Annotated in this window: 10 protein-coding genes; 8 read left to right on the forward strand and 2 right to left on the reverse strand. The window is 49.5% G+C overall.

Annotated features, from left to right (window positions below):
- Positions 1 to 10 precede the first annotated feature (10 nt).
- Entirely contained in the window at positions 11 to 1774 is a 1764-nt protein-coding gene (locus C6P39_RS21960) for an L-fucose isomerase (protein WP_104805196.1), read from the forward strand.
- Positions 1775 to 1850: 76 nt separating this feature from the next.
- On the opposite strand, the gene C6P39_RS21965 is transcribed toward C6P39_RS21960, so the two are convergent.
- Complete coding sequence (locus tag C6P39_RS21965) at positions 1851 to 3701, reverse strand: ATP-dependent nuclease (RefSeq protein ID WP_104805197.1); 1851 nt, start codon at positions 3699 to 3701, stop codon at positions 1851 to 1853.
- 214 nt (positions 3702 to 3915) lie between these two features.
- On the opposite strand from C6P39_RS21965, the gene C6P39_RS21970 reads away from it, so the two are divergent.
- The 4 genes from C6P39_RS21970 to C6P39_RS21985 all read left to right on the forward strand — a co-directional run bounded on the left by C6P39_RS21970 (position 3916) and on the right by C6P39_RS21985 (position 9182).
- Entirely contained in the window at positions 3916 to 4818 is a 903-nt protein-coding gene (locus tag C6P39_RS21970; protein WP_158661664.1) for an RluA family pseudouridine synthase, read from the forward strand.
- Positions 4815 to 6440 (forward strand): PucR family transcriptional regulator, encoded by a 1626-nt coding sequence (locus C6P39_RS21975; protein WP_104805199.1) that lies wholly within the window; start codon positions 4815 to 4817, stop codon positions 6438 to 6440. The genes C6P39_RS21970 and C6P39_RS21975 overlap by 4 nt, the downstream gene beginning before the upstream one ends.
- 98 nt (positions 6441 to 6538) lie before the next feature.
- Positions 6539 to 7639 (forward strand): DUF917 domain-containing protein, encoded by a 1101-nt coding sequence (locus C6P39_RS21980; RefSeq protein ID WP_104805200.1) that lies wholly within the window; start codon positions 6539 to 6541, stop codon positions 7637 to 7639.
- Entirely contained in the window at positions 7632 to 9182 is a 1551-nt protein-coding gene (locus C6P39_RS21985; RefSeq protein ID WP_104805201.1) for a hydantoinase/oxoprolinase N-terminal domain-containing protein, read from the forward strand. Before C6P39_RS21980 ends, C6P39_RS21985 begins: the two co-directional genes overlap by 8 nt.
- Positions 9183 to 9191: 9 nt before the next feature.
- On the opposite strand, the gene C6P39_RS21990 is transcribed toward C6P39_RS21985, so the two are convergent.
- Positions 9192 to 10079 carry a LysR family transcriptional regulator gene (locus C6P39_RS21990; RefSeq protein ID WP_158661665.1) on the reverse strand — a complete coding sequence of 296 codons (888 nt, stop codon included), beginning with the start codon at positions 10077 to 10079 and terminating at the stop codon, positions 9192 to 9194.
- Positions 10080 to 10392: 313 nt separating this feature from the next.
- On the opposite strand from C6P39_RS21990, the gene C6P39_RS21995 reads away from it, so the two are divergent.
- From C6P39_RS21995 to C6P39_RS22005, 3 genes are read left to right on the forward strand one after another with little or no spacing between them, the layout of a single operon-like run.
- Positions 10393 to 10854, forward strand: a complete 462-nt coding sequence (locus C6P39_RS21995) for a MarR family winged helix-turn-helix transcriptional regulator (RefSeq protein ID WP_104805203.1) — start codon at positions 10393 to 10395, stop codon at positions 10852 to 10854.
- On the forward strand, positions 10847 to 12610 hold the full coding sequence (locus C6P39_RS22000) for an ABC transporter ATP-binding protein (protein ID WP_104805204.1): 1764 nt from the start codon (positions 10847 to 10849) through the stop codon (positions 12608 to 12610). The genes C6P39_RS21995 and C6P39_RS22000 overlap by 8 nt, the downstream gene beginning before the upstream one ends.
- Positions 12610 to 14541 carry an ABC transporter ATP-binding protein gene (locus C6P39_RS22005; RefSeq protein ID WP_104805205.1) on the forward strand — a complete coding sequence of 644 codons (1932 nt, stop codon included), beginning with the start codon at positions 12610 to 12612 and terminating at the stop codon, positions 14539 to 14541. The genes C6P39_RS22000 and C6P39_RS22005 overlap by 1 nt, the downstream gene beginning before the upstream one ends.
- Positions 14542 to 14638 lie beyond the last annotated feature (97 nt).

The following is a 14638-nucleotide window of genomic DNA, read 5'->3' on the forward strand; positions in this document are numbered from 1 at the left end:
AGTAGAAACTATGAATAAACCGAAAATAGGGATTCGTCCCATTATAGATGGAAGACGCGCAGAGCGGGCCAACCTGGAAGAAAAAGTTATGAGTATGGCTATGGCAGCCAAAATATTAATAGAGGAAAACTTAAAGGACACAGACGGAGAATATGTACAATGTGTTATTGCTGACTCCACGATCAGCGGCAGCGCACAGGCCAGGGACTGTGCAGAAAAGTTTGCCAGAGAAAATGTGGTTGGCACATTAAGTGTGACATCCTGCTGGTGTTATGGCAGTGAAACAATGGATACGGATCCCATGACAGTGAAGGCGGTATGGGGGTTTAACGGAACGGAAAACCCTGGTGCAGTTTATCTGGCAGCGGTACTTTCCGCTCATGCACAGAAAGGATATCCGGCATTCAGTATTTACGGTAAGGATGTCCAGGATAAATCAGATACTTCCATTCCGGAAGATGTGCAGGAGAAGATCCTCCGGTTTGCCAGGTGTGCCATAGCAGTGGGAACGATCCGGGGAAAAAGTTATGTAAATATTGGGGCAGTTTCTATGGGAATCCAGGGATCTTACTGTGATGATAACTTCTTCCAGAAATATTTGGGAATCCGCCCGGAATTTGTAGATATGATTGAGATTAACCGGAGGATCAAAGAAGAGATATACGATAAAGAAGAATATGAGAGAGCATATAAGTGGACATTGGAACACTGTCAGGAGGGGATGGATAATAATCCGGATAAAATGCAGCATACTCGGAGCCAGAAAGATGAGGAATGGAAATTCATCGTTAAGATGACAATGATTATCCGTGATATTATGCTTGGCAATCCGAAACTGAGGGATCAGGGTTATTATGAGGAGAGTCTTGGAAGAAATGCGATCGCAGGTGGGTTTCAGGGACAGCGTATGTGGTCGGACTGGCAGCCGGTTGGAGATTTTTCCGAAGCATTTCTGAATTCGGGATTTGACTGGAATGGACCCAGGAAGCCTATTATTCTTGCTACCGAAAATGATACTTTAAATGCTGTTTCTATGTTATTTGGCCATCTGATGAGCAATGGTTCCAGTGTGTTTGCTGATGTACGCTGTTATTGGAGCCCTGAGGCGGTAAAACGGGTGACAGGATGGGAACCTGAGGGGAAAGCCGCCGGAGGATTTATCCATTTGATCAATTCCGGTGCGGCTGCGTTAGACGGAACAGGGCAGTCCAGGGATAAGGCCGGAAACCAAGTGATGAAACCCTGGTATGATATGACGGATGCAGATGTGGATGCGTGTTTAAGAGCTACAAAATGGTGCCCTGCAAGTGCCGGATATTTTAAAGGAGGGGGATTTTCATCCCAGTTTAGGACAGCAGCTGAGATGCCTGTCACCTTGGTCCGAGTGAATCTGATCGCAGGAGCAGGCCCAACACTGCAGATCGCAGAAGGATATACCATTACGCTGCCTGAGGAAGTTCATCAGATTATCGATAAAAGAACAGATCCTACCTGGCCGACTACCTGGTTCGCACCGAATCTCACGGGCAGAGGGGCATTTGGAAGTGTGTATTCTGTTATGGCAAAATGGGGTTCCAATCACGGGGCTTTTGTCTATGGACATATTGGAAAAGACTTGATCACACTGGCCTCTATGCTGAGAATTCCGGTATCCATGCATAATGTAGGATATGAAGATGTATTTCGTCCCCACTGTTGGGATGGGTTTGGCACTGACGGGCAGGAGAGTGCAGATTACCGTGCCTGCCATGCATACGGAGCAATGTATCGGTAATATAGAGCCGGCATTGAAAGAGAAGACCGCTTTTGTGGGCATGTTAATATACGAGCCCGAAAAGCGGTCTTATTTATCATATTTTTCTGCTGTCAAAGTAAATAAAATGGTCCACCGCATCCAGGATATCCCGGAAATCCGCCCTGGGAGCCAGATCAATATAGCGTTTCAGCAATTCCTGTTCCTCCGCTTTATAAGGCCCATAGAAAATGTCGAACAGATTGTGGCCCCGCATGTGTATTTTAAATTCTTCCATGTGGCTTTTAAGATCTTCCTCTGTCTGAATTTCAAATCCGAGTATCTCCGTGAGGTGACGCCCGCTCTTGATCTTATAGAGATAGGCCTTCCACTTTTCCAAAAGGATCCTGTAAAAATCCTCTTCTTTTTTAAGGACCCCGATCTGAACCATGACGGCGGGATTGAGAAAATAGTTTTCGAAAGAATAGTATTTTAGGATCAGCACATTTTTCGGCATGACTCTGGGAAGACGGTCCACGTCCTCTGAACTTCTGGCCTCATAATAACGGCAGAGCTGGGAGGCCAGTTCGGCCCTGTCTTTACCGTCCCCGTCCCGGATCATCAAAAACTGGTCGCGGAGGTAAATTTGGTTCATATATTTCAGATTGGCATAGGTCTTGATATTGGTGCAGCTGTTGGTGGTGATGATGGCAATTCTGGAAAGGCTGCCGTCCGAAGCAGTGATCTCTGAATAGTATTTCCGAAGAAGCAGGGGAAGACGGCTCTTATCCTGCTTGCCTTCCACAATGAAGACAAAGCTCACGTTCATAAGATCACTGGCGTTGAAGCCCAGATCATCTAAGATCCGGTTCATATCTGTCCGTTCCCGCAGTATGGTGTAGTATTGTTCATCCAGAACCACCTGCCGTATCTGGTGGCTGCTGAAGTTAAAGATCATATCCGGAGAATGGGTGGAGAACAGGATCTGATTCTTTTTGGACAGGCGGTACAGGATTTCCCCGGCCTTTTTCTGCAGCTCGGGATGGAGGAAGGTCTCAGGGTCTTTGACCAGGATCACACTGGGGATCCGGTTGCTGTCCTGGGTGTAGGCTTCCAGCAGGGAGAGCATGTAAATGCTGCGCATACCTTCCCCCATATGCTCCACCAAAGTGGCAGTGCTGCGTTTCGTGTTGTAGGCCTCAGCCGTGACGGAACACATTTCGTCAATGTTGCAGCGCATGGTATAGCGGATCTCGTCGAAGCCCCCGTTCCGGTGAAAGCAGGTGTTCACCCGCCTGGCAAAATCCGTCAGGTTCATCTGGCAGAGCTTATATTCCAAAAGCTTTGCGGTCTCAAAGGCAGTCAGATCCTCCGGGCGTTTCTGGTTGATCAGGCCGATGCACTGGAAACAACGGCTGCAGTGTTTGCCGCTCTCGAACAGACACACATCCAGACGCATCCTTTTTAACTGCTCATCCTCCTCAAAGGCCAGTAAATCCTTTTGGAGCGCTTCCAGGCGCCTGTCAGTTCCGATGTAATAAATCTGGGGAAGTACCTGCCGGATATATTTGTTATGCTTTTCATGACCGTCACTCAAACGCTCCTGCCCAAGTACATTGGTGGTGTAAGTGAAAGTCAGATTTCCGTTCTGGTAGGAGGGGAGCTTTCTGCAGAAATCCTCGTACCAGGCAGTATACCTGCGGTAAATACTCACATGCCCATGATGGTGGAGCATCTGCAGGTCTTCCCTGGAGATGGACAGAGACATGGAGATCTCCACTCTTTGTTTTTTCTCGTTGAAATCCCTTTCCCGGACTTGGTAAGAACCGTTCACTGCCCGTATGGCGTCCAGAACAGAGGTTTTTCCGGTATTGTTTTTCCCCACCAGGATCAGGGCATTTTCAATGTCCCGGATTTCCATATCCCGTATGTATTTAAAATTTTTGATATGAAGGCTGTTAATGTGCATAAAAAATCCCCTTTTTCAGGACGGCTTTCAGGTCCTGTATTGATATATTTTCATTCTATCACGGTAAGGAACGTTCTGAAAGTGGTTTTGAACAGTTACTTCAGAATTAGGGGGAAAACTGCGGGTATTTGTCTTTACGCGGTCCGGGCACTCTGCTAGAATGAAAAGAAGACAGCCGTAATAGGACGGTAAAAATGATACAGGGATGAGAAATATGGAAAAGATATGGAAAAAAAGAGCGGAAAGGGATGGGATACTATCGGACTTTCTGCTTCATGATATGGGACTTACCAGGCGGCAGGTAAAGCAGGCTAAATTCAGAGACGGCGGAATCTGCGTGAACGGTGCCAGGGTCAGGGTCACCCACAGGCTGGGCGCCGGAGACAGAGTGGAGGTAAAACTGGAGGAGGAACGGACAGCCTCCCTGCATCTTGTACCGAGGAAGGGCGAACTGGATATTTTGTATGAGGATGAGGACCTGCTTTTGGTGAATAAACCGGCAGGTCTTGTAGTGCATCCTTCCCACGGGCATTACACGGATTCCCTGTCCAATATGCTGGCTTTTTACTTTCAGGAGGCAGGAGCCCATGTGAAGATCAGAAGCGTGGGGCGGCTGGACAAGGACACCTCAGGTATTGTGGTATTTGCGAAGAACGGGACAGCAGCGGGAAGGCTGGCCAGACAGAAACAAGAGGGAAAGTTTAAAAAAGAATATCTGGCCCTTGTGGAGGGCATTCCTGAAAAAGAGGAGGGGATCATCACAGAAAAGATAGGAAAAAGGGAGGGTGAACTCATGCGGATGTGTGTGACCTCCCATGGAAAGGCGGCTTTTACCCAATATCAGGTCCGGGAGAAAATGCAGGACTATGCCTTGGTCAGCCTCGCACTTGCCACAGGGCGGACACATCAGATCCGGGTGCACATGGCATGGATGGGCCATCCCCTTTTGGGTGACAGTCTGTACGGAGGCCATTCAGAACACATAGAGAGGGCTGCCCTGCACGCTTCCTGCGTATCTCTTATCCAGCCGTTTACAGGAAAAGAGATACAGGTGCGGGCAGAACTTCCGGAGGATATGCAGAAGTGCCTTGGAGCAGGGAGGAGGGAGACAAGATGAGTGTTACGGTTGAGGATTTGCTGAAGCTGCCTTCTCTTTTGGGCGCCGGTGTGGCGGCGGGAAGATCGGGGCTGAAAAAGGTGGTCACCTCCATATCGGTCCTGGAATACGCCAATCCCGAGATGATGAATGATGCGTTGTTCCCCGGTGATTTTTATGGCGGAGAGATTGCTATTACAGGATTTATCAATGCGAGGGAGGATGTACCACTGCAGCTTGCCACGATACGGAGACTTTACGAAGGCGGGGAAGTGGGGCTGATTCTATATTATGTGGGAATCTTTTTGAAGGAAATTGCCCCTGAGGTCACAGCGCTTGCAGACGAGCTGGGGTTTGTCCTTATCTGTATGCCGAAAAACCGCATGGACCTGCGCTACAGTGAAGTGATCACAGAGGTTATGCATGCCATTATCAGCGAGCAGAAGCGCGATACCTACCTGGTGGGAGAGATGCTGGAACGGTTTGGTTATCTACCTGAAAGCCAGAGGACTGTGGAATCCGTGGTCAGGATGCTGCGCGACCGGCTGCGCTGTTCCCTCTTCCTGGTTGACGGGCGATTCCGCCCTGTGAATGTGGCGGTATGGCCCCAGGCAGGCGTTTCCTCTCTGGCGGAACTGGAGCAGTTTTATCATGGAGAGGCGCCGGGGCTGTCAAAGGAGATGGAGAGGCTTCCTTCCGGGCGCTGGGTGTTCTGCGCTCCGGTGAGGGATGCCGACAATGCCGGACTGTGTCTGTTTCTTGTCCGTGAGGACCAAAAACTACATGCCCAGCTCTGTCTGCAGGCTGCCGAGGCGGTGAGACTGTTCATCGGAGTTTGGAGCAGAGGGTATGGCAATGTGGGGATTGAGGAGCTGCTAAAAGCCATCTTAAATGATGAACCTGTGAAAATGCGCAGGCTTGCGGAGATATTCCGCGTTGATGTGAAATCCATTCACCATATGTTTCTTCTCATGCCGGAGAAAGGGAGCGGGAAAAAGGACAGAGATCTGGAAAGAGAGGTTAGGGATGCCAGCACATTTCTGGGGCAGTATTTTGAAATCTGTATATCCGGTACCCATCAGGGAATAGGCGTTGTTTTTACCGGACAGGAGTGCACCACAACAGAACCGGAACAGATCCTGGAAACTTTTTATGAGGAGGCAGACAAAGAGATACGTCTTGTGAGCTGTCCCGGCCTTCAGGATACAGCACAGGTGCGCAGCGCTTATCTCCTGTGTACAGAATATGCGGAGGATGCCGGATGCATATATCCCTGCCGCCATATCCTGACAGGAAGTGAGCTGGAGTTTGCAGGTGCCTGCAGGCAGACTCTGGATCAGGGGGAGAAGGCGATCCTAGAGAAGACAGCCTGTCTCAAAGGGCTGGAGGAACAGGATGCAGAGCTTTACAGAACACTGGAAACCTTTCTTCTGGATGCTGACAGCAATATTGCACGCACGGCAGAGCTTTTATACCTGCATAAAAATACGGTCAAATACCGGGTGGGAAAACTCCATGCGTTTTTTTGCTGCAGGATCCAGAAAATGCCGGAAGCCGGGCGTCTCTATGAAGCGGCTGCTGTTCTGCGCCTGCTAAGAGATTCGGCTTTGTCCAAAAGGACAAAGGAGGATGGGAAAGTTTAACCCATTCCATAATTACAGCGGCACAAAATGCGTTTATAATATAAAAAACGAATAGTGCAGCCCGGAATTTTTTGTGCTGCCGGATTGGAGATGGAATTTTGAGAAAAATAGGATCAAAAGAAATCGAGGATATTGCTCTGGGAGCAGCCCTTCTTGGTGCAGGCGGCGGCGGAGACCCCTATATAGGCAAGCTGGTGGCTATGGGGGCTGTCAGGGAATGCGGCCCGGTCACACTTTTAGACCCCGGGGAAGTGCCGGATGATGCGCTGATAGTGCCCATCGCCATGATGGGGGCCCCCACGATTCTGGGGGAAAAGGGAATCGGCGGAAAAGAGTATCAGGTGCTCTATGATATGGTCTCCAAGTTCTTTGGAAAAGAAGTCTATGCTTTTATGCCCATTGAGGCAGGCGGTGTGAACAGTATGCTCCCTATTGCCGCTTCCGCGAGAATGGGGCTTCCCATGGTGGACGCGGATGGCATGGGGCGGGCATTTCCCGAACTGCAGATGGTGACCTTTACCATGGGCGGTATGAGTGCCAGCCCTATGGCCCTCACGGATGAAAAAGGAAATTCTGCTATTTTCAACACAATAACCAACAAATGGACAGAGGAGCTGGCCCGGTCAGTGACCATGAGCTGCGGCGGTTCGGTTTCCGTTGCGCTGTACTGCATGAGCGGTGCAGAGATGAAAAAATATGCTGTGAAAAATATAGTCACCAGAAGCCAGAAACTGGGGGAGGCGATCCGCGGCGTAAAAGATATGGAGCAGGGAACACCGGAAGAAAATTTTCTGAACTGTTCAGAGGGATACAGGCTTTTTAAAGGGAAGATCGGGGATGTGCTCCGGGAGACAAGAGGGGCGTTCAATTTTGGAAAAGTATGTCTGGAAGGTATTGGGGAATACAGGGGGAAACAGGCCTATGTGGAATTCCAGAATGAGAACCTGACAGCCGTGGTGGACGGAGAGATCCTGGCTACTGTGCCGGACCTTATCTGCCTTGTAGATACGGAAACATTTGTCCCTGTCACTACGGATGCCCTTAAATACGGCAAGAGAGTTATGCTGGTTGGCCTCAAATGTTTTGAGATGTGGAGAAGCCAGGCCGGACTGGAGCTGGTGGGACCGCGGTACTTTGGCTGCGATACGGATTACATACCACTGGAAGAACGCTGCAAAGGAGGACGCACAGATGTATAAGCTGGGAATTGACGTAGGCGGGACCAATACGGATGCGGTTCTGATGGATGAGCATTTACAGATAAAAGCAGAGATAAAACACCCCACTTCAGAGGATATTTATGACGGCATCGTATGTGCGGTGCGTGAGGTCTTACAAGCTTCGGGTGTGAATAAGGAGGAGATTTCCATGGCTATGCTGGGGACTACCCAGTGTACCAATGCGATTGTGGAGCGCAGACAACTGGCTGACATCGGCGTTCTGCGTATCGGCGCACCAGCCACGCTGGGAATTCCGCCCATGGTGGACTGGGCGGAGGATATCCGGAGCATTGCAAAGGCGGTGGCTGTCATCGGCGGCGGATTTGAATATGACGGAAAAGAACTGGCTCCTCTTGATGAGGAGGCTGCAGCAGGATTTTTCCGGGAAATAAAAGGAAAGGTGGAGTCTGTAGCCATTTCCTGTGTGTTCTCCACGGTGCGGGGTGATCATGAACTGCGCGCCGCAGAGATCTGCAGGGAGATTATGGGGCCGGATGTCCGTATTTCCATATCTAGTGAGATTGGTTCTATGGGGCTTATTGAGAGGGAAAATGCCACTATTTTAAACGCGGCACTCTGCCGGGTTGCGGAGCGGTTTACAGATGGGTTTTCCAGAAGTCTGAAAGAGGAGGGCGTGACCAATGCGGCGCTTTATCTGTCCCAGAACGACGGTACGCTGATGACAATGGAATATGCGAAAAAGTATCCGATCCTCACAGTGGCCTGCGGGCCAACCAACTCTATCCGGGGTGCCAGCTATCTGAGCAAGATCCAGAATGCAGTGGTGATCGATGTGGGCGGCACCACAACAGACCTGGGTGTCATCCAGAACGGATTCCCGCGGGAATCCAGCGTTGCTGTGACCATTGGCGGTGTGCGCACCAATTTCCGTATGCCGGATGTGTTTTCCATCGGACTTGGAGGCGGTTCTGTGGTACATGAGAGAGAGGACGGTACAGTGACGGTGGGGCCTGACAGTGTGGGATACCGCATTACGGAGAAAGCCCTTGTGTTCGGCGGCGATGTGGTGACTGCCACGGACATTGCTGTCCGCCTGGGAATGGTGCAGATCGGAGACAGGGAGAAGGTGTCCCATATAGACCTGGATTTTGCAGAAAAAGCCATGGGCGTAATAAAAGCAATGGTGGAGGAAGGGATTGACGCCATGAAGGTTTCCAGCCAGGATGTGGAAGTTATCATGGTGGGCGGCGGTTCCATCATTCTTCCAAAAGAGCTGGAGGGTACCAGCCGCAGTGTGAACCCGGAACATGCCCGGACAGCCAATGCCATTGGCTCTGCGATCTCCAAAGTAAGCGGAACTTATGAAAAACTCATGGATTTTGATGTGGTTCCAAGGGAGGAGGCCCTGGCCGGGGCCAGAAAAGAGGCCATAGCTATGGCAGTGGAGGCTGGCGCCATAGAGGAGACGGTGGAGATCATTGATATGGAGGATGTTCCTCTTGCCTACTATCCGGGAAACACCAACCGGGTAAAAATAAAGGCAGCAGGTGATCTGGGCTGAATCGTTCTGTCATTTCAGTTGTTGTGAATAATCTTTTATGATTCGTATAAAGCTGCGCAGCACCGGATTGTTCTGGAGGGTTTTGTAATAAAGCCCAAAGGAGGCCGGTGCTGTGTTTTTTACGGGAATATAACACAGCTCATCACTGCGCATAAGGGGCATATCCGGTAAAATAGTAAAGCCAAGGCCGGCCTTTACAAAGGTCAGTGCGCATTCTATATTCTCACTAAAGAACATCCGGGAGGGAGGGCGGGTGCTGATGAGCCTTCCCTGCATTTCTGTGATCACGGGGGAGGATTTGTGGGGATCGCACAGAATCAGGCGGCCCTGGTGCAGTTCCTCCAAAGTGACAGCGCTTTTTTCTGCCAGAGCATGGCCGCGGGCAGCCACACAGACAACCGGTGCTCTGGCCAGCTCCACATAAGTACCTGTTTTTTTCTTTTCTTTTTCCTCACCGAATCCCAGCATCACATCCAGGGTTTCCTCCTGCAGAAGGTTTCTCAGGGCCTGGAAAGGGACCATCTTGATCTCAGGGTGCACCTGAGGATAGTCTTTTGCAAGCTGCCGCAGTACCTCCGGGAGCAGGGTCAGCTCAAAGGGGCTGTGGCATCCGATGACAAAAGGCTGTATCTGATCTTCAAAGTGCCCGGCAAGTCTGTTTTTTGCCTGGGCTGTCTTTGCCAGGATGTCCTTAGCATATCCCCAAAAGACCCAGCCTGGGGCGGTCAGTTCCACTGTTCGGGTGGTCCGTCTGAACAGTTTTACATCCAGCTCTGCTTCCAGGGAATTGATTTGATGGGTAACGGCAGGCTGTGTAATGTGAAGCTGTTCGGCAGCTCTGGCAAAATTCAAATTCTCGGCCACCGCCATATAACATTCCAATTGAACGGTATTCATAAATGCTCCTTTCCACACACGTTTTCTATATATAATAAAAATAGAATAAGGATATTGATTAATATTCTTTATTAATGATAACATTTTTCTAATTCACATTCAAGGAAAATGGGTGTAAAACTAGTTTGTAAGGAAACAGTCTGTAATCGAACTTGTGTAACGGTTCAGTACCCTCAGTTACAGGCAGAAACCATGCGGATCGCCTTGGACGATGGGCTTTCTGCCCGGCTTTGGAATACTTTCCATGGTAAGCCCGACGGATGTGCAGACCTGCTGAATAGTTACAAACTTGTTTCAGATAAGGAGAAAAAATATGCAGAAGGAAAAGGATGAAAATGTGATGCGTCTGCTGAAAAAGCTGAATCTGGCTATGGAGTCCATCGGCAATGCCATGATGGTAAAGCACGGGATGTCTGCTTCCCAGTGTAATGTTCTGGGATATCTGACAGACCATGAGGAACAGGATATCTGTGCCAGAGACCTTCATATATCCCTGGGCTTGTCAAAGGCAAATGTGTCATCTCTCCTGAAAAAACTGAAGAACGGAGGATACATAAGCTTTGCCTCTGATTCATTGGATGAGAGGCTGAAGCATATCCATCTGACAAAGAAGGCGGATGAGTTAAAGGGTGAGATAGAACAGGGATTCAGAGACCTGGAAGGCTGTATGTATCAGGGATTTACCGAGGGGGAAAAGCTTCTTCTCACAGAATTGCTGGGAAGGATGTTAAAAAATTTAAAGCAACAAGGAACAGGAGGCTTACAACATGATTAAGACATTACTCTCGCAGGTGAAGCAATATAAGAAGGCTTCCCTGCTGACACCGCTTTATGCCGCCCTGGAGGTGGTGATGGAGGTTTTGATCCCATTTATCACAGCGGCCATTATTGATGAGGGGATTGAGGCTGGCAATATAGGAAAGGTGTATCAGTACGGTACCGTTATGCTGGTATTTGCCATGCTCAGTCTGCTTTTCGGAGTTCTGGCAGGCCGTTATGCGGCAAGCGCATCCTCAGGTCTGGCCTGTAATCTGAGGGAAGCTATGTACGACAATATACAGACCTTTTCTTTTTCTAATATTGACAAATACAGTACCGCAGGTCTGGTAACCCGTATGACAACAGATGTTACCAATGTACAGAATGCGTATCAGATGATTTTAAGGATTGCGGTCCGCGCACCGTTTACCTTGATCTGCAGTATGTTCATGTGCTTTTTCATTAACGCCAGGCTGAGCCTGATCTTTGTGGCTGCCATTGTGGTCCTGGCCGTAGTTTTGATCTTTGTCATGAGCAGGACTACGAAGATCTTTGATGTTGTGTTCAAAAAATATGATGAGCTGAATGCCAGTGTCCAGGAAAATGTATCAGCCATCCGGGTAGTCAAAGCCTATGTGCGGGAAGATTACGAGAATGAGAAATTTACAAAAGCGGCAGGAAATCTGTACCGCCTCTTTGTAAAAGCGGAGAAGCTGCTCTCCCTGAATGGTCCTGTGATGATGTTTGTTATCTATTTCTGTGTCATTGCACTTTCCTGGTTCGGAGCAAAGTTTATTGTTGTGGGGGATTTGACAACAGGTGAGCTGACTTCCATGTTCAGCTATATTATGGGAATCCTCATGTCTCTGATGATGCTCTCCATGATATTTGTCATGGTTACCATGAGCGCGGCAAGCGGAAGACGTATAGCCGAGGTTCTGAATGAAGAGGCTGATCTGGTCAATCCCAAGAATCCGGATAAGATCATACCGGATGGCCGGATTGATTTTAACCATGTGGATTTTTCTTACAAACACGGCAGCGGGAAGGCGACCCTGACAGATATTGACCTGCATATCAGGGCAGGAGAGACAATAGGGATCATTGGGGGGACCGGGTGCGGAAAGTCAAGTCTTGTGAGCCTCATAAGCCGTCTGTATGATGTGACGGAAGGTTCTGTGGCCGTAGGCGGCAAAGATGTGAGAAGTTATGATATGGAGGAACTGAGAAATCAGGTTGCTGTGGTGCTGCAGAAAAATGTCCTCTTTTCAGGAACTATACTGGAGAACCTGAGATGGGGAAATGAGCAGGCTGCCAAAGAGGAGTGTGTGGAGGCATGCCGCCAGGCCTGCGCGGATGAATTTATCGAACAGTTCCCTGACAAATATGAGACCTATATTGAACAGGGAGGAACCAATGTGTCCGGAGGGCAGAAGCAGAGGCTGTGTATTGCAAGGGCGCTGCTGAAGAAACCTAAGGTGCTGATCTTGGATGATTCCACCAGTGCCGTGGATACTGCAACGGACGCGAAGATCAGAAGCGCCTTCACAAAGGCCATCCCGGGAACCACCAAGCTTATCATTGCGCAGAGGATTTCCAGTGTGCAGGATGCAGACAGGATCCTGGTCCTGGATGAGGGCAGGGTGAACGGTTTTGACACGCACGAAAACCTGCTTGCCACCAATAAGATCTACAAAGAAATTTATGACACCCAGATTAAGGGCGGCGGTGATTTTGACCAGACCGGAAATAAGACAGGAGGTGCAGCATAATGGCAGAAAATGTAAAAGCGGTAAAAGGCCCGGGCATGAATGCCCATGGACCCAGACCAAAAGTAGACAATGCGGGAAAGGTCCTGAAACGGACGCTGGGATACATGATGAAAAATTACAAAGGGCTTTTCGCTGTGGTGGTGGTCTGTATTGTGGCTACAGCGCTGGCTACCTTGTGCGGAACCCTGTTTATGCAGAAATTGATCGACGATTATATTATTCCTATGACGAAAATGTCGGATCCTGATTTCGGGCCTCTTAAAAAGGCACTGCTTACACTTGTTGGGATTTATGCAGTAGGTGTATTGTGCGCGTTTGCCTACAACAGGATCATGGTATACATCAGCCAGGGGACTCTCAGGTACCTGCGCGTGGATCTGTTTACACATATGGAATCCCTGCCGATCAAGTTTTTTGATACACACGCACACGGGGATATTATGTCTGTTTACACCAATGACGTGGATACACTCCGCCAGCTGATCAGCCAGAGTATTCCGCAGGTGGTAAATTCGGCAGTGACCATTGTGATCACATTTGTCAGCATGATCGTCCTGGATGTTCCGCTGACACTTATGACACTGGTGATGATAGGCATCATGATGGTGGTCACTAAGAAATTAAGTGCTAGGTCCGGCAGATATTTTGGAGAACAGCAGAAAAACCTGGGCCAGGTAAACGGTTATATAGAGGAGATGATGGAAGGACAGAAGGTAGTAAAAGTGTTCTGTCATGAAGAGAAGAGTGTGGAGGACTTCAGGAAACTGAATGAGAAGCTTCGCGACAGTGCCGATAAGGCCAACACTTTTGCCAATATCATGATGCCTGTGAACAGCAACCTGGGCAATATCAGCTACGTGCTCTGTGCTGTGCTGGGAGCGGTTCTGGCTTTGAAGGGATTGGGAGGTTTGACGCTCGGGACCCTGGTGTCTTTCCTGACACTGAATAAGAACTTTACCCAGCCTGTTACCCAGATCAGCCAGCAGATGAACAGTATTGTCATGGCTATGGCAGGTGCGAACCGTGTCTTCAAGCTTCTGGACGCGGAGCCTGAAGTGGACAATGGCTATGTAGAGCTGGTCAATGCAAAAGAACAGCCGGACGGAAGCCTTGGGGAAAGTAAAGACAGGACAGGAATGTGGGCTTGGAGACATCCCCATAAAGCGGATGGAACCGTCACGTATCAGAGGCTGGAGGGGGATGTTACCTTCCATGATGTGGACTTTGGATATAATGACGACAAGATCGTGCTCCATAATATAAAACTGTTTGCCACACCTGGACAGAAAATAGCGTTTGTGGGAAGTACCGGTGCGGGCAAGACCACGATCACAAACCTGATCAACCGTTTCTATGATATTCAGGACGGAAAGATCAGATATGACAATATCAATATCAATAAGATCAGAAAATCAGACCTGCGCCGTTCTCTGGGCATGGTGCTCCAGGATACGCATCTGTTCACCGGAACCGTTATGGAAAATATCCGTTACGGCCGGCTGAACGCTGACGATGAAGAGTGCAGGGCAGCCGCAAAGCTGGCAAATGCAGACGGATTCATCCGCCGTCTCCCGGACGGGTATGACACTATGCTTACCGGGGATGGTTCCAACTTAAGCCAGGGACAGAGGCAGCTTCTGGCTATTGCAAGAGCCGCGGTGGCTGATCCGCCGGTGCTGATCCTGGATGAGGCGACATCCTCCATTGATACCAGGACAGAAACCCTGGTGCAGCAGGGCATGGACAGACTGATGAAGGGAAGGACCACTTTTGTTATCGCCCACCGGCTTTCAACGGTGCGGAATTCTGACTGCATTATGGTTCTGGAGCAGGGAAGGATCATCGAAAGAGGAACCCATGACCAGCTCATGGAGGAGAAAGGTAAGTATTACCAGTTGTATACAGGAAACTTTGCCGAGGAAACGGCATAGCTTATGGACAGAAACGCCCTGTCTGTTGATATCCGCAGTGAGAGAGCACCGTGTGCATTCTCATTGCCGGATACCATCAGGCGGGGCGTAATTGCTT

Source organism: Blautia marasmi (assembly GCF_900258535.1).
GTDB classification, from domain to species: Bacteria; Bacillota; Clostridia; order Lachnospirales; family Lachnospiraceae; genus Blautia; species Blautia hominis.